Here is a 15,325-nt window from a genome sequence, read left to right on the forward strand (position 1 = left end):
CCAACGCCCCTGATTTCTCAGGGGCGTTGGCGCCTGGTCCATACCCGTTATCTTTCCGCGATCATTCGTGGGTCGCCAGGGTTGTGCGGTGAACTCTTGGAAGCGAGTAGTTAGCTTCCGGTGGCCGTCTTCCACGCGTCGACGTACGTGGTCAGGTTCTTGTCGATGTCGGCCCAGTCCGGCTCGAAGACCTCGACGCCCTCGATCAGCTTCGCCAGCTCGATGGCGTTGGCGTCGGTCGCCTTGACGTCCTTGCGGGCCGGGAAGCCGCCACCGACCGCGCTGACCGCGCGCTGGGCCTGCTCGCCGAGCATGAAGTCGAGCAGCTTCTTGCCGTTCTCGGAGTGCGGGGCCTTGTTCACCAGGCCGGCGGCGTACGGCAGGGCGAAGGTGGTGGGCCTGCCGCCGTCCTTGGCCGGGAACCAGATGCCGAGGTTCGGCATGGACTTGGACTGCGCGAAGTTCATCTGGACGTCGCCGTTGGCGACGAGGATCTCGCCCTTGTCGACCTTGGGGGCGAGCTTGGAGGTGGAGGAGGACGGGCCGACGTTGTTGGCCTGGAGCTTCTTCAGGTACTCCATCGCCGGCTCCTGGCCGCCGAAGTCGTGCATCGCCTTGATGACGACGGCCGTGCCGTCACCGGCCACACCGGGGGTGGAGTACTGCAGCTTGTTCTTGAACTTGCCGTCGAGGAGCTCCTCCCAGGTCTTGGGGGCCTCCTTCAGCTGCTGCTTGTTGTAGATGAAGCCGAAGTAGTTGTTGACGACCGAGGTCCACTTGCCGTCGGCGGCCCTGTTCCCGCCGTCGACCTGCTCGGCGCCCTTCGGGGTGTACGCCTGGAGCAGGCCCTTGGAGTCGGCCTGCTGGATGAAGGGTGGCAGAGTGACGATGACGTCGGCCTGCGTGTTGTTCTTCTCGCGGACGGCGCGCTGCACCATCTCGCCGGAACCCCCCTCGACGTACTTGACCTTGATGCCGGTCGCCTTCTCGAAGTCGGCGAAGACCTTGTCGTACCAGCCGTCGCCCTTCTCCCCCTTGAGGCCGTCCGCGCTGTAGACGGTCACGACCTTCTCGTCGGAGGCGGCGGTCGAACCCCCGCAGGCGGTGAGGGTGGCGGCGAGGGCGAGGCTGCCGGTGACGGCGGCGATCGGCTTGACGATCGTGGACGAGGTGCGCATAACGTCGTTCTCTCCTGGGTGACTTAGCGGTAGGACGCTTTGGTACGGATACGGGAGACGGCGAGCAGGACGATCAGGGTCGTGGCCATGAGGACCACGGCGAGCGCCGAGCCGGTGAAGAGGGAGCCACGGTCGGTGGCGGTGAAGATCAGCACCGGGAGCGGCAGCCAGTCCGGCGGGTAGAGCATCATCGTGGCGCTCAACTCGCCCATGGACAGGGCGAAGCAGAGCCCGGCGGCCGCGTTCAGGGACGGCAGCAGGAGCGGCAGCTTCACCCGGAGCAGGACGTACGCGGGACGGGCGCCGAGGCTCGCCGCCGCCTGCTCGTACATCGGGTCGAGACGGAGGATGGCCGCCGAAACCGACTGATAGGCAAACGCCGTGACAAGAATGGTGTGCGCGAGGATCACGATCCAGCGCGTGCCGTTCAGCAGCACCGGCGGCTGCGAGAAGGCGACCAGGACGGCGAGACCGACGACGACCGAGGGCACGGCGACCGGCAGCATGAACAGCGCGTCGAGGAGCCGACGGCCGTTCTTGCGCAGGGAGTTGGCCACCAGGGCCGCCCAGGTGCCGAGGATCAGCGCGAGCAGGCTCGCGGTGACGGCCGTGACCAGGCTGGTGGTCAGCGCCTGGAGCGACTCGCCGCGCACGGCCGCCGTGTAGTGCTCCGCCGTCGGGCCGGACGGGAAGGCCCCGGACCAGTTGGTGGAGAACGAGGCGGCCAGGATCACCAGGAGCGGGAGGGCGAAGAGCGGGACGAAGAAGACCGCGAAGAGGGCCCAGGTCGTCCACCTGCCCGTACGGCTATGCACCAACACGACGGCTCACCACCCGGTAGAGGCCGTAGAGGCCCACGGAGATCGCGACGTTGACGACGGCGACGACACAGGCGGCGGCGTAGTCGGATTCGAGGATGGCCTTGCCGTAGACGAGCATCGGGAGGGTCGTGACGCCCTTGGCGCCGGTGAACAGGACGATCCCGAACTCGTTGAGGCACATGACCAGGACGAGGCTTCCGCCGGCGGCGAGCGCGGGCAGCGCCTCGGGCAGGATCACCCGCCGGACGATGCGCATCGGCTTCGCCCCGAGCGACGAGGCGACCTCCAGCTGCGCGGTCTCCATCTGCGAGAACGCGGCGAGCAGGGGGCGCATCACGAAGGGCGTGAAGTACGTGATCTCGGCGAGGAGGACGCCCGAGGGCGTGGTCAGGAACTGGAAGGGCCCGGCCTCGGCGCCCGTGAGGTCCGTCCACAGGCCGTTGCCGATGCCGACCGTGCCGTAGAGGAAGAGCAGGGCGAGGGTGATCAGGAAGGACGGGAAGGAGAGGAAGACGTCGATGAACTTCGACACCGCCTTCCCGCCGGGGAACGGCACGAACGCGATGATCAGCGCGAGCACGAACCCGAGGACCAGACACCCGACCGTGGACCCGACGGCCAGCCACACGGTGGTGACGAGCGCCTCCCGGAACGCCTCGGACCCGAAGACGTCGGCGTACGCGCCGGGGGCGAGGGACTCCTGGACGACGAGGGCGAGGGGGTAGAGAAAGACGAGCGCGAGGACGGCGACGGGCGGGAGGGCCCAGACCCAGGTGGGGACCTTCCGGGACTCCGTCGTGGGCATACGTTCCGCAGGGGCGATGGGGGTCCCCCCTGCTCGAGCGGAGTCGAGAGCTTGGGGCAGGGTGGACGCGACCTCACGCTCCCGTTCCCCCGTCCCGACCGGTGCGCCGGGGCTACCCATCGGACACCCCGGCCCCCAGCAGCACCCCGTCCTCGGCCGCGAAGTGGAGGACCACCTCGTCACCGAGGGCGGGAGTCTCCCGCAGCTCCCGCACGTCCGCCTTGACGCGGTGCCCCTCGACGTCCACGTACAGCCGATGCGTCGACCCCCGCCACTGCACCTCCGCGATCCGCCCCCGCAGCGCGTTCGTCCCCTCCCCGAGGCCGATGAGGTGCGGTCGTACGCACAGGGTGGCGGCCGCCCCCGGGGCGACGCCGTCGGTGGCGACCGCCAGCCGGGCGCCCCCGAAGGCCACCGTCCCCGCCCCGACCGTCACCGGCAGCAGGTTCGCGTTGCCGACGAAGGACGCCGTGAACTCCGTACGCGGACGGCGGTACAGGTCCTGCGGCGTACCGCAGTCCTGGAGCCGGGCCTTGTCCATGACCGCGATGCGGTCGGCGAGGGTCAGCGCCTCGACCTGGTCGTGGGTGACGTACAGGATGGACACGTCCGGCAACTCGCGGTGCAGCCGCGCCAGTTCGGCGAGCATCCCGGATCGCAGCTGCGCGTCGAGCGCGGACAACGGCTCGTCGAGGAGCAGGACGTGGGGCCGGATGGCGAGGGCCCGGGCGATCGCGACGCGCTGCTGCTGTCCGCCGGACAGCTCGCGCGGGTAGCGCTTCGCGTAGGCCGCCATCCCGGTCATCTCCAAGGCCTCGGCGACCCGGCCGGGGATCTCGCCCTTCGGCGCCTTCTGGGCTTTCAGGCCGAAGGCCACGTTGTCCTCGACCCGCATGTGCGGGAAGAGGGCGTACTGCTGGACGACCATCCCGATGCCGCGCCTGTGCGGCGGAAGGGCGGTGACGTCGCGGTCGCCGATGAACACCCGCCCGGAGGCCGGCTGCACGAACCCGGCGACGGCGCGCAGGGCGGTGGTCTTGCCGGAGCCGGAGGGCCCGAGGAGGGCCATGACCTCGCCGGGCTCGACGGTCAGGTCGAGCGAGTCGAGGACGGTGTTGCGGCCGTAGGCGACGGAGACGGAGTCGAAGCGGATGCCGCTGCGGGTCCGCGTCGCGGCGGGCGCGGGCGCCGTCACCGGTCCGCCTCCGCCCGGGCTATCGCCTCCGGCAGCTCCGCGACCGACCGCAGGACGTGCGTGGCGCCGTGCTCCTTGAGCGCGGCCTCGTCGTGCGCCCCCGTCAGCACGCCCGCGACGATCCCGGCGCCCGAGCGGACGCCGCTGAGCATGTCGTACGAGGTGTCGCCCGCGACCGCGACGTGCCGGACGTCGTCGACGGCTCCGGTACGGAGGAAGGCGCCGAGGACCATGTCCGGGTAGGGGCGGCCCCGGCCGCCCGCGTCGGCCGGGCAGAGGGTCAGCTCGACGAGGTCGCGCCAGCCGAGCGCGTCGAGGATGGCGTCCTGCGTGACCCGGGCGAACCCGGTGGTCAGGACGACCGTCCGGCCCTGGCCCTTCAGCTCGTCGATCGCCTCGGCCGCGCCCGGGATCGGCGCGATCAGGCCGCCGGCCACCAGCTCTCCGTACGCCTCCTCGAAGGCGACGTTCGCCTGCTGGGCGCGGGTCTCGTCGCCGCCGAAGAGGTGGCGGAAGACGGAGATCTTGGACTCGCCCATCGTGGCGCGGACGTAGTCGATCATCGCCGCCGGGTCCTCGCCGAGGCGCTCGGCGGCGGCGCTGAACGCCCGCTCGACGAGGCCGCCGTCGGCGACGGTGGTACCGGCCATGTCCAGGACGACAAGGTCGTACGTGTTCACTGCGTTCACCAGCCCAGTTCGTCAGCGGTCGTTTCGGCGATGGCGGGCGAGCAGGTCATGCCGCGCCCACCGGGTCCGGTCACCAGCCACACGCCTTCGCGGACCTTCTGGCGGTGCACGACCCGGGTGGTGTCGGTGCACTGCGCGTACACGCCGGCCCAGCGGCGCCGGATCCTCGGCAGCGGGCGGCCGAGGAAGGACTCGACGACCCGGACGAGGTGCTCGTAGGGGTCTTCGAGCGTGTCGAAGGCGAAGGGGTGCTCGTACTCGTGCGTGTCGCCGATGGTCAGTCCGCCGTCGAGCCGCTGCACCATCAGGAGCTGCATCTTGTGCGCGGCGGCGGTCGGGTCCTGTGCCTGGCCCGCGTTGAGGGCGTCCAGGGCCTCGGACTGGTACGCCGGGTAGTAGCGGAAGGAGTCGGCGTCGGCGACGGAGGTGGTCAGCGGCTCGCCGAGCGGGTCGGTCTGCATCATCTGCAGGCGAACCTTGCGGACCGGGATGTCGCCGGCGATCTCGCGGACCAGGCCGCTGAGCGCGGCGCCGGTGGCGAGGACGACGGCGTCGCCGGTGTGCACCTCGCCACGGTCGTCACGGACTGCTGCGTTACGCATGCCCTCGGCGCCGGAGACGTCCCGGACCTCGCGGTTCGGCAGGAAGGTGTACTTCCCGGAGGCCAGCAGCGCCTTACGCAGGGCGAGTTGGGCGGTGCGCGGCTCGACGGCCGCGTCGCGCTCGCAGAACAGCGCGGCCTGGAACTCTCCGCGCAGGGCCGGGTTGATCCGGCGCGCCTCGTCGGCGGTCAGCAGCTTGTAGCCGCGGGCGGCCGCGTCGGGGCGGGCGAGCGCGGCCTCGGCGACGGCCAGCTCCAGATCGCCCCGCACGGGGGTGAGCGAGCCGATGGCCCGGAAGCCGAGCTCGGGGACGCGGGCGCCGATGCCCTCCCAGAGTTCGCGGGCGCGCAGCGCGGTGTCCAGCTCCTCTCCGCCCGCGCGGCCGCTCACCCATATCTGGCCGAAGTTGCGGAGCGAGGCCCCGCGCGCCTCGGCCTCGCGCTCGATGTGTACGACCTCGTGGCCGCGTTCCACTGCGTGCCAGGCGTGCATGGTTCCCACCACGCCGGCTCCTACGACGATCACCTTCATGCCGTTCACGGTCCTGGGGGTTGGTGGCCCGGAACGATCCGAGTGGCAACGGGACGGTGAACGGGGCGACAAGCTTGGCCTAGACCCGTTACCTTTCCGTTATCTGAAGTGCGCCCGAGCTGGGACTCGGTCGCTGGGGGGTGCTGGGGCTGCTGGGGCTGCTTGCCGTGGGCTGTGGTTGCTGTGGTTGCTATGGGTTTCTGTGGTTGCTGTCAGCCTTGGTGGCCGAGGTGGGCGGTGAAGCTGAAGCGATCGCCTCGGTAGAGCGTGCGGACGCGTTCCAGCGGGCTGCCGGAGGTGTCCCGGGAGATCCGGTGGATGAGCAGCATGGGCAGCGCGGGCGGGGTGCCGATGAGCAGGGCCTCACGGGGCGTGGCGAGCACGGTCTCGATCCGCTCGTCGGCGTCCCCGAAGGTGATGCCGAGCTGTTCGCGGAGGTAGCGGTAGAAGGAGGAGTCCGGGTCGAACTCACTGTCCAGGCGAGGGACTCGGGCGACGGACACGTACGTGCTCTCCAGGCCGACCCGCTCGTCGTCGGCGAGCAGTACGCGCTCCATGTGCCACACGGGCTCGCCCCGTTGGACGCCGATCTCGGGCGCGAGGGCGTCGGGGCAGGGGAAGCGGTCGAGCGAGATGAGGGAACGGCCGGGCCGGCGACCCTGCCGTCGAACGCCTTCGGTGTAGCTGGCGAGCGAGAGCGGCTGCTCCAGCTTGGGCCCGGCGACCACGGTCCCCCGCCCCTGGCGGCGCAGCCGCCCTTCGAGGAGCAGCTCGCGCAGGGCCTGACGGACGGTCTCGCGGGAGACCTCGTAACGGACGGCGAGGTCCCGCTCGGTGGGCAGGAGCCCGCCTTCGCCCAACTCCTCTATCAGCGAGGCGACTTTCGCCTTCACCGCGTAGTACTTGGGGATACGGCCGTGCTCGGGGATGCCGGAGCGGATGGGTGCGCCAGGTGCCTGGTCGTTCGGGTAGTCCACCGGGGGATGCTCGCAGATGGGAATGAACGGGAGGGTGTACGGGGAGTTGCGCGGCGGTGCGGGGGGCCGTGGGGGTCACGGGGGCGGGGTTGCGGGGGCGGTGCAGGGCGTGGGGCGGTGCAGGTCGTGGGGCGGTGCAGGACGTGGGGCGGTGCAGGACGTGGGGCGGTGCAGGACGTGGGGCGGTGCAGGACGTGGGGCGGTGCAGGACGTGGGGCGGTGCAGGGCGTAGGGCGGTGCAGGTCACGCGAGCGCGGGGGCGCCGGGGGCGTACGGACACGGGGTTGCGGGGCCGGTACGAGAGGGCGCCGGGGCCGGGCGGGTCAGGGCCGACGGGGGCGTCGGCGGCGGGTGGCGGCGAGGAGCCCGGCACCCGTGAGCAGCAGGGCGCCCGCGACGGGAACGAGGGGAGCGGCCGACTCGCGGCCCGACTGGGCGAGTTCGGGACCGTCGAGGGCCGGCGGGCGAGGGATGCCGGTGTCGCCACGCGGCGGGGTGGCCTCGGCCGGGTCGGACTCCGGTTCCTCTTCTGCACCGTCCGTGGCGATGGCCAGACGGTAGTCGCCGGACTCGCCGACCCAGTCCCCGTCGTCTCCCTGACGCTGCACGATCGCCGCGTTGGCGACGACCTCGTTGGGGGCGGCGTCCTCGCGGAAGGCGAGCCGGACGGGGACGGTGACGGTACGGCCCGCGGGCACGTCGAAGCCGACGAATGGCGGGCCGCCCGCGTCGCCCGAGAGACCCGGGAGGCCTGAGAGACCCGAGAGGTCCGCCACGTCCGAGAACACGCCCACGTTCTCGTCCTCCTCGGTCCCCTCGAACGCCACAGGGCGCCAGCGGCGGGCCTCGGAGTCGTAGAACTCCAGCCGGATCTGGGCGGGTTGGAGCGCACGGTCGCGGTCGGCGAGGACGAGGACGGGGTGGATGCCACGGCAGGGCTCGGCGGTGGTGTTGGTGAGGTCGACCTGGAAGGTACGGAAACCGGCGCCGGGGACGTACGTGGTGGGTCCGCCGTGGATCCGGGTGTCGATGGGGAAGCCGGGATCCGTCGCCTTGCCGCAGGCGGGTGTGGGGGCGGGCCGATGGGGGTCGGACCCGGCGCCGGAGCGGGTGGCCGCGTCGGCGCCGGAGGGCTGGTTCGGGGCCGGGTCCGCCGAGGAGGGGCCGACGGCGAGCGCGAGGACGGCGGTTCCGGTCGTCGCCGCCGTGACACCGAGGGCGAGGGCGTTGCGCAGTCGCATGGGCGGTGGCCTTTGCTGCTCGCGGGCGTACGGGACGGCCGCGACGCTGCCACACGGGCGCGACGGGTCCGGGCAGCGACGCGGGCTGCGCCCCCGCACGGCCCGCACATTCCGCCCGATCAGCCTATTTTCCGAAAATCGGAGCGAGGATCAGTTGCGCCGCGCCCTCCGCGACGACGTACGCGGACGTGGCCCCGGAGACCGGGGTACCCAGGCCCGCCCCGGCGAGGACCGCACCGACGCCGCCCACGAACGCCTCCGGGTCGGCGGCGACGAGCCGGCCGCCGAGGACGACCCGGTCGATGTCCAGGAGCCGTACGAGATTCACGGCGCCCGTACCGAGGACGCGCGCCGCCTCGGGCACGTCACCGCTCGCGACGGCCGCGAGGCAGAGGACCTCCAGGCAGCCGCGCCCGCCGCACTCGCAGGGCGGCCCGTCGAGCAGGACGGTCTGGTGCCCGAACTCCCCCGCCCCGGTCCTGACCCCCCGGTGGACGGCGCCGCCCAGGACGAGTCCGGAACCGAGCCCCGTACCGAGGTGCAGGTACGCGAACGAGTCGGCGGTCGGGGCGGTGGCGTGCAGGGCGAGCCCGAGGGCGGCGGCGTTGGTGTCCTTGTCGAGGGCGACGGGCAGCCCGAGCCGCCGCGCGAGCTCCTCCCGCAGCGGAACGCCCTCCCACTCGGGAAACCCCGTGACGCGCCCGGGCGTACCGGAGAGGTGATCGAGCGGCCCGGGCATGGCCACACCGACGCCGAGGACGGCGGGGCCGGGGACGCCAGGGACATCAGGGGTGCCAGGGATGCCAAGAACCCCAGGGACGTCAGGGACGCCTGGGACGCCAGGGATGCCAAGAACCCCAGGGATGCCAGGGACGTCAGGGACGCCAGGGACGCCGGGGAGGTCAGGGCCCCCAGGGACGCCAGCCTCCACGCCGGCTCCCGACCCGCCGGCCCCCGACCCGCCCCCCGTCACCTCACCCGCGACCGCCCCCACCTCACCCACCACCGCGTCGAACACCGTCTCCGCCCCCGCGCCCAGGTCCAGAGGTGTCCGCCGTACCGCGACCCGCGCCCCCGAGAGGTCCACCAGGACGGCCGTCAGCTCGTCGCGGTCCAGGTGGATCCCGACCGCGTACGCGGCGGAGGGGACGAGGCGCAGGACGGTACGGGGCTTGCCGCCGGTCGAGGCGCGGTGACCCGCCTCCCGGGCAAGGCCCTCCGCCCGCAGCCGGGCCGTGATCTTGCTGACCGCCTGCGGGGTGAGCCCGGTCCGCTCGGCCAGCTCCAGGCGGCTGATCCCGTCCTCGCCCGCCGTCCGCAGCAGGTCGAGAACGAGCGCCGCGTTGTGGCTGCGCAACGCCGGCAGATTGACCCCCGGCTCTCCCCTCGAAGTCCTGACACTCCTGTTCACCACCCCATTCTCCCCCTCGCTTGCACTTTGGCAACAGCGTTGCTTAAGTGGAACCATGACTGGGTTCATGACTGGCACCGACACCGCCCCCCTCCGCGTCGGACTCGTCGGCTACGGCCTCGCGGGCTCCGTCTTCCACGCCCCGCTGATCGCCGCCACCGAGGGCCTGGTCCTCGACACGGTCACCACCGGCAACCCCGAGCGCCAGGCGCAGGCCCGGGCCGCGCACCCGGGCGTACGGGTCGCGAGCGCCCCCGAGGAGCTGTGGGCGCGGGCGGACGAGCTCGATCTGATCGTCGTCGCCTCCCCCAACAAGACGCACGTGCCGATCGCCACCGCCGCACTCACCGCCGGCCTGCCGGTCGTCGTGGACAAGCCGGTCGCAGGAACGGCCGCCGAGGCGCGCGCGCTCGCCGCCCTTGCCGAGGAGCGGGGCCTGCTCCTCTCCGTCTTCCAGAACCGCCGCTGGGACAACGACTTCCTCACCCTGCGCGGCCTCCTCGCGAACGGCGCGCTGGGCGAGGTCCAGCGCTTCGAGTCCCGGTTCGAGCGCTGGCGCCCGCAGCTCAAGGGCGGCTGGCGCGAGTCCGGCGCCCCGGAGGAGATCGGCGGACTGCTCTACGACCTCGGCAGCCACGTCGTCGACCAGGCCCTGGTGCTCTTCGGCCCGGCCGTCCGCGTGTACGCCGAGGCCGACGTGCGCCGCCCCGGCGCCGAGGCCGACGACGACACGTTCATCGCCATCACGCACGCGAACGGCGTCCGCTCCCACCTGTACGTGAGCGCCACCACCGCCCAACTCGGCCCCCGCTTCCGCGTCCTGGGTTCGAGCGCCGGATTCGTGAAGTACGGCCTCGACCCCCAGGAGGGCGAACTGCGCGAGGGCCTGCTGCCCGGCCCGGGCGTGGCCTGGGGCGTGGAGCCGGAGTCGCTGTGGGGCCGGCTCGGCGCCGGGGAGTCCCCGCTGACCGGCGGCGGCATCCCGGTGGAGACGGTGCCGGGCGACTACCCGGCGTACTACGCGGCCGTCGCCGCCGCCGTCCGGGGTACGGGTACGAACCCGGTCACCGCGCACGAGGCCGCGGCCGCCCTGGACGTGCTGGAGGCGGCGCGCCGCTCGGCCGCCGAGGGAATCGCGGTGTCCCTGTGAACGCCGACGTCCATGAGGTGGCTGAACTGGAGGCCCAGGAACGCAACCTGGTGCTCCCCCGCTTCACGTACGAGGACGCCTGGACACTCGGCTCCCTCCTCGTCGAGCTGGCGCGCGAGCGCGGCGCGCCGGTCGCGATCGACATCCGGCGCGGCGCGCAGCAGCTCTTCCACTGCGCGCTGCCGGGTTCGAGCGCGGACAACGACGCCTGGATCGACCGTAAGCGCCGGGTCGTCGAGCGGTACGGGGAGAGCTCTTTCCTGGTCGGCGCCCGCTTCCGGGCGAAGGGGAGGACGTTCAAGGACTCCTCCCGCCTGGACCCCGACCGGTACGCCGCGCACGGCGGTTCGTTCCCGGTCGCGGTCGAGGGGGCGGGGGTGATCGGCTCGGTGACGGTGTCGGGGCTGCCGCAGGCCGAGGACCACGCGATGGTGGTCGAGGCGCTGGAGCGCTTGCTCGACTCGTACGCCGCCGACGCCTGAGGCGCCGAGCACCCGACCATGCCGCCACCGCGCCGGGTGGCAGCCCGCATGCGGTTGCCGCCACCGAGTGGCGCCCGCACGCCGCTACCGCCGCCGGGTGGCACCCCGCTAGCCGTTACCGCCGCCGAGGGGCAGCCCGCTAGCCGACCGCCACCGAGTGGCAGCCGGGATGGCAGCCGGGATGGCAGCCCTGAGACGGGCTGCCACCCACTTACTGGAGGTTCCGCGGGTCAGGCGTCCTTGAGCTCCTGGCGCTGACGGCCGAGCCCGTCGATCTCCAGCTCCACGACGTCACCGGCGCGCAGGTACGGCTTGGGCTCGGGCTGCCCCATCGCGACGCCGGCCGGGGTGCCGGTGTTGATGATGTCGCCGGGGTACAGGGTCATGAACTGGCTCACGTACCGGACGACCTCCGCGACCGGGAAGATCTGGTCGGAGGTGTGGCCGTCCTGCTTCAGCTCGCCGTTGACCCAGAGGCGGAGGCCGAGTGCCTGCGGGTCCGGGACCTCGTCGGCGGTGACCAGCCACGGGCCCAGCGGGTTGAAGGTCTCGCAGTTCTTGCCCTTGTCCCAGGTGCCGCCGCGCTCGATCTGGAACTCGCGCTCGGAGACGTCGTGCGCGACGGCGTAGCCGGCGACGTGGGCGAGGGCCTGCTCGTCGGTCTCCAGGTAGCGGGCCGTGCGACCGATGACGATGGCGAGCTCGACCTCCCAGTCCGTCTTGGTGGAGCGGCGCGGTACGAGAACGGTGTCGTCCGGGCCGACGACGGTGTCGGGGGCCTTGAGGAAGACGACGGGCTCGGCCGGGGTCGCGGCACCGGTCTCGGCGGCGTGGCCGTGGTAGTTCAGCCCGATGCACACGACCTTGCCGATCCCGCCGACCGGCGGGCCGATCCGCAGCCCGGTCGCGTCGAGCGCGGGCAGCACGCCGGCGCCGAGGGCGGCCCGGATCCGGTCGAGGGCGGACTCGTCGGCCAGCAGGCTGCCGTCGACGTCGCCGACCAGGGCGGACAGGTCGCGGAGCGTGCCGTCCTGGTCGAGCAGGGCGGGACGCTCGGCACCCGCCGGACCGACTCGCAGCAGCTTCATGGTCTTCTCCCTGTGGTCGAGGTGGGCCCCGGGGAGTGGGCCCTGGTGAACCCCGGCCGATGGAGTGCGGCCATCGGAGGCAAATGAGGGTTGGTCGATCCTCCAAGAGTTTCGACCACTCGGCAATACCCTGTTCACGGACTGGACCGGTAGAGGGCGGCGCGCTCCAGCACCGTCCAGGTGGTGCTGGTGACGACGTAGAGGGCGGCGGCGAGCGGGACGACGGCGACCGTGATGAGGGTCGCGAAGGAGAAGAACGGCATCAGCTTGTTGATGGTCTCGGCGCCGGGAGTGGCGGGGAGGCCGGTGTCCAGGGGCTGGGCGGAGAGCTGCGCCTTCGTACGCCGGTAGTTGAAGGCGGCGACGGCGGCGACGATCGCGAAAAGAACGAGATAGACGAGCCCGGCGGGCCCGACGAGGCCTCCGTGGCCGAGGGCGTCGATCCAGCGGTCGCCGAGCGGAGCGGCGAAGAGGCTGTGTCCGGCCATGCGGTCGCCGGAGAACAGGTGGTACATGAGGAGGAAGGCGGGCGCCTGGAGAAGGCTCGGCAGGCAGCCGGCGAAGGGCGAGACCTTCTCCTTCGCGTGCAGCTCCATGACCGCCTGCCTGAGCCGCTCGGGCTGCTTGGCGTGGCGGGTGCGCAGCTCGGCGAGTTGCGGGGCGAGGCGGGTGCGGGCCTGCTGTCCGCGGGCGGCGGCGCGGGAGAGGGGGTGGACGGCGAGCCGGACGGCCATGGTGAAGAGGACGATCGCGGCGGCGGTCGCGGTGGTGGCGAAGAGCGGCTGGAGCAGGTCGGCGAGCTGCTCGACCAGGGTGGCGAAAACGGACATGGGGACCCTCCGGGGGTCTCGTCGTGCCGGGAAAGGAAAGGTCGGCATGACGGATCCGCGCAGGGCCTGGCGATGTACGTGCGGTGTGCCTGCCTACGCGACCGTCGGGAGGGGACGGCCGGGTGCCCGGGGCCTGCGGCGCCCGGAGGCGTCGGGGTCGCGTTGGGGCAGGAAGGCGGTGCGTTGCTCGCGGTCGCGCAGGGCGGTGCGTACCCGGGTGGGGGGTACGGGCGCGGGCGCGGGGGCGCCGATGAGGGCGCAGACGAAGCCGGTCGCGGCCAGGGCGACGGCGGCGGAGAGGCTGGAGCCGTCGGCGAGGAGCAGGTCGCCGAGGGCGAGGAGGAAGAAGACGGGAGCGGCGAGGCGCAGCAGCAGATTCCCGATCACGTACGCCTCCTCCCCGGTCTGTTTCCTGATGCCGTTATACACGCTTGGCCCAGACGATGAGCCGGTAGGTGGAGCTGAATTCGGGGGTGCAGGTGGTGAGGGTCAGGTAGGCGCCGGGCTGGGAGTAGCCGTAGGAGGGCTTGACCAGGGAGCGGGGGACGGGCTGGATGACGCCCGTGTCGCGGGGAGAGGTCTGGGGCAGGACGCGGTCGACGACGTACTCGTACGTGCGGCCCCTGGTCTGCACGCTGATCCGGTCGCCCTTCACGAGCCGGTTGATGTACCGGAAGGGCTCGCCGTGGGTGTTGCGATGGCCGGCGAGGGCGAAGTTGCCGTTCTGCCCGGGGCCGGCGGTGTTCGGGTAGTGCCCGACGAAGCCCCGGTCGAGGACGGACCGCTTGGAGATGCCGCGGGCGACGGGGGCGGTGAGGCCGATGCGGGGAATCCGAAGGATGGCGTAGGCAGGGGAGGACGAGGGGCGTCGGGAGGGAGCAGCGGTCGCCCCTTCCTCCGCGGAAACGTCATCGGAGGAAGGCGATGTGGAAGGCGGAACGGTCACAACGGGAGGGACGGAAGGAGCCGAGGCCGAGGCTTCGCCGGGTGATCCCTCCCACTCCCGCTCGAGGACCCGCACCTGCTCGCCGGCCTGGGCGCGGGCCTGCTGGTTGGTCCACCAGAGCTGGTGGACGACGAGCAGAAGAAGAACGACCCCGCAGGTGACGGCGGCCTCGGCGCCGGCCCACAGCAGGCGGGCGGGCGTGCTCCGCACCCCGCGCGTCTGGACGACGACCGGCACCCTCTCCCGCACCCTGTCCCGCACGCGGGGCACGATAGGTGTTCGTCCACCAACTCTCCAGGGGCGTACAGCAGTACGGTGGTCGACATGCGCCCCGACATGCCTGCCGACCACGTCACCGAAGCCGAGCGCCTGCTGCGCACCGCAGCGCGGTACCCGGAGGACCAGGAAGCCCTGCTGCTCCAGGCCGCGGCCCACCTGGAACTGGCGGGCGACCGCGCGCGGGCGACGACGCTGTACGACACGCTCCTGTCGGCACCGTCGTCGAACCCTCACCTGATCCGCGCGCTGAAGGCGGCGAACCTGTGGGAGTACGGCCACGAGGCGGAGGCCAGGGCGATCATCGAGGGCCTCCGGGCCGCCCACCCGTCGGAAGCGGCTCCGTGGGAGATCATGGCGGAGACGCTGGAGGCCCACGACGAGCTGACGCTCGCGGAAACGGTGGCAACGGAAGCGGCAAGGCCCCTGGCCCCCTTGACCGCAGCGCCGAACGACCTCCCCCACGCCACCCAGTCCCTCCTGGTGACCCGCCACAGGATCCGCAGGATGCTGGCGCTCCCCCATGACGACTGGGACACGTGGGCGGACACCCTCCACACGGCGGCGGTCCCGCTGGACGAGCTGCACGACCCGAAGCGCCTGTGGTCGCTGGGGTCGTCGGACCCGGCGGAACTCCAGGCCGAGATCACCCGCCTCCGCAGCGAACTGGGCTCCTACCGCACGGCCCTCTCCCGCCCCTTCCCGGTGGCGGTCCTGCACTGGCCGGAACGGGAACTGGACGAACTCCTCGCCTCGTACCCGGAACTGGAATCCGAGTACCCCACGTACAGGGCCCACCTCACGGACATCGAAGCCAGCCTCCGCGAACTGTCCGCAGCCGGCACCCCCAACCTGGGCATCGTCCCCGCCACGGTCCCCTCCTACGAAGCCTTCGCCGCCTCCGAATCCAGCTCCCCCGCCAACGCAGACCTGCTCCCCCAATACGCCACCACCCTCGCAGCCAGAGCCCGAGCCACCCCCTGGCCCCCGTCCCGAGGCGCGGCTTGCTGGTGCGGGTCGGGCCGGACTTATGGGGAGTGCCACGGGGCGGAGTGACCACCGGTCGGAAGCGGCACAATGTTGTCGTGTCCGAAGCCGTGCCC

At 72.2% G+C, this 15,325-nt stretch carries 16 protein-coding genes; 3 read left to right on the top strand and 13 right to left on the bottom strand.

What is annotated here, in order from left to right; all coding sequences use genetic code 11:
• Positions 1-110: 110 nt before the first annotated feature.
• From ACWF79_RS18810 to ACWF79_RS18850, 9 genes are all read right to left on the bottom strand, one after another.
• Entirely contained in the window at positions 111-1,178 is a 1,068-nt protein-coding gene (locus ACWF79_RS18810; RefSeq protein ID WP_453729216.1) for a 2-aminoethylphosphonate ABC transporter substrate-binding protein, read from the bottom strand.
• A gap of 23 nt (positions 1,179-1,201) precedes the next feature.
• The gene (locus ACWF79_RS18815; RefSeq protein ID WP_453729217.1) at positions 1,202-1,999 is read right to left on the bottom strand and encodes an ABC transporter permease; all 798 of its coding nucleotides are present in this window, start codon (positions 1,997-1,999) and stop codon (positions 1,202-1,204) included.
• Positions 1,986-2,804, bottom strand: coding sequence for a 2-aminoethylphosphonate ABC transporter permease subunit (locus ACWF79_RS18820; RefSeq protein WP_453729218.1), 819 nt, complete (start codon positions 2,802-2,804; stop codon positions 1,986-1,988). The genes ACWF79_RS18815 and ACWF79_RS18820 overlap by 14 nt, the downstream gene beginning before the upstream one ends.
• Positions 2,805-2,916: 112 nt before the next feature.
• Complete coding sequence (locus ACWF79_RS18825; RefSeq protein WP_453729219.1) at positions 2,917-3,999, bottom strand: ABC transporter ATP-binding protein; 1,083 nt, start codon at positions 3,997-3,999, stop codon at positions 2,917-2,919.
• Positions 3,996-4,688 carry a phosphonatase-like hydrolase gene (locus ACWF79_RS18830; protein WP_453729220.1) on the bottom strand — a complete coding sequence of 231 codons (693 nt, stop codon included), beginning with the start codon at positions 4,686-4,688 and terminating at the stop codon, positions 3,996-3,998. Before ACWF79_RS18830 ends, ACWF79_RS18825 begins: the two co-directional genes overlap by 4 nt.
• Entirely contained in the window at positions 4,685-5,821 is a 1,137-nt protein-coding gene (locus ACWF79_RS18835) for a TIGR03364 family FAD-dependent oxidoreductase (RefSeq protein ID WP_453729221.1), read from the bottom strand. The genes ACWF79_RS18830 and ACWF79_RS18835 overlap by 4 nt, the downstream gene beginning before the upstream one ends.
• Before the next feature lie 212 nt (positions 5,822-6,033).
• A complete protein-coding gene (locus tag ACWF79_RS18840; RefSeq protein WP_453729222.1) occupies positions 6,034-6,798 on the bottom strand; it encodes a GntR family transcriptional regulator in 765 nt (254 codons plus the stop codon).
• Positions 6,799-7,121: 323 nt separating this feature from the next.
• Positions 7,122-8,039, bottom strand: coding sequence for an LPXTG cell wall anchor domain-containing protein (locus ACWF79_RS18845; protein ID WP_453729223.1), 918 nt, complete (start codon positions 8,037-8,039; stop codon positions 7,122-7,124).
• Between the two features lie 124 nt (positions 8,040-8,163).
• Entirely contained in the window at positions 8,164-9,396 is a 1,233-nt protein-coding gene (locus ACWF79_RS18850) for an ROK family protein (RefSeq protein WP_453729224.1), read from the bottom strand.
• Positions 9,397-9,517: 121 nt separating this feature from the next.
• Here ACWF79_RS18850 and ACWF79_RS18855 point away from each other — a divergent pair, with 121 nt between their 5' ends.
• Positions 9,518-10,600, top strand: a complete 1,083-nt coding sequence (locus tag ACWF79_RS18855) for a Gfo/Idh/MocA family oxidoreductase (RefSeq protein WP_453729225.1) — start codon at positions 9,518-9,520, stop codon at positions 10,598-10,600.
• Complete coding sequence (locus ACWF79_RS18860; RefSeq protein WP_453729226.1) at positions 10,597-11,082, top strand: heme-degrading domain-containing protein; 486 nt, start codon at positions 10,597-10,599, stop codon at positions 11,080-11,082. The genes ACWF79_RS18855 and ACWF79_RS18860 overlap by 4 nt, the downstream gene beginning before the upstream one ends.
• A gap of 230 nt (positions 11,083-11,312) precedes the next feature.
• Here the strand turns inward: ACWF79_RS18860 and ACWF79_RS18865 are convergent, their stop codons facing one another.
• From ACWF79_RS18865 to ACWF79_RS18880, 4 genes are all read right to left on the bottom strand, one after another.
• Positions 11,313-12,170 (bottom strand): fumarylacetoacetate hydrolase family protein, encoded by an 858-nt coding sequence (locus ACWF79_RS18865; protein ID WP_453729227.1) that lies wholly within the window; start codon positions 12,168-12,170, stop codon positions 11,313-11,315.
• 134 nt (positions 12,171-12,304) lie between these two features.
• Entirely contained in the window at positions 12,305-13,000 is a 696-nt protein-coding gene (locus ACWF79_RS18870) for a YidC/Oxa1 family membrane protein insertase (protein ID WP_453729228.1), read from the bottom strand.
• A 93-nt stretch (positions 13,001-13,093) separates the two neighbouring features.
• A complete protein-coding gene (locus ACWF79_RS18875; protein WP_453729229.1) occupies positions 13,094-13,387 on the bottom strand; it encodes a DUF6412 domain-containing protein in 294 nt (97 codons plus the stop codon).
• A gap of 34 nt (positions 13,388-13,421) precedes the next feature.
• Positions 13,422-14,207, bottom strand: a complete 786-nt coding sequence (locus ACWF79_RS18880; protein WP_453729230.1) for a class E sortase — start codon at positions 14,205-14,207, stop codon at positions 13,422-13,424.
• A 63-nt stretch (positions 14,208-14,270) separates the two neighbouring features.
• Here ACWF79_RS18880 and ACWF79_RS18885 point away from each other — a divergent pair, with 63 nt between their 5' ends.
• Positions 14,271-15,278 carry an SEC-C domain-containing protein gene (locus tag ACWF79_RS18885; protein ID WP_453729231.1) on the top strand — a complete coding sequence of 336 codons (1,008 nt, stop codon included), beginning with the start codon at positions 14,271-14,273 and terminating at the stop codon, positions 15,276-15,278.
• Positions 15,279-15,325 lie beyond the last annotated feature (47 nt).

The organism is Streptomyces sp. NPDC054975, from assembly GCF_053609105.1.

Bases quoted from the DNA above. Each gene is read 5' to 3' on its own strand.
- ACWF79_RS18810 (WP_453729216.1), bottom strand. From the start codon at position 1,178: ATGCGCACCTCGTCCACGATCGTCAAGCCGATCGCCGCCGTCACCGGC.
- ACWF79_RS18820 (WP_453729218.1), bottom strand. From the start codon at position 2,804: ATGCCCACGACGGAGTCCCGGAAGGTCCCCACCTGGGTCTGGGCCCTC.
- ACWF79_RS18835 (WP_453729221.1), bottom strand. From the start codon at position 5,821: ATGAAGGTGATCGTCGTAGGAGCCGGCGTGGTGGGAACCATGCACGCC.
- ACWF79_RS18845 (WP_453729223.1), bottom strand. From the start codon at position 8,039: ATGCGACTGCGCAACGCCCTCGCCCTCGGTGTCACGGCGGCGACGACC.
- ACWF79_RS18855 (WP_453729225.1), top strand. From the start codon at position 9,518: ATGACTGGCACCGACACCGCCCCCCTCCGCGTCGGACTCGTCGGCTAC.
- ACWF79_RS18865 (WP_453729227.1), bottom strand. From the start codon at position 12,170: ATGAAGCTGCTGCGAGTCGGTCCGGCGGGTGCCGAGCGTCCCGCCCTG.
- ACWF79_RS18870 (WP_453729228.1), bottom strand. From the start codon at position 13,000: ATGTCCGTTTTCGCCACCCTGGTCGAGCAGCTCGCCGACCTGCTCCAG.
- ACWF79_RS18885 (WP_453729231.1), top strand. From the start codon at position 14,271: ATGCGCCCCGACATGCCTGCCGACCACGTCACCGAAGCCGAGCGCCTG.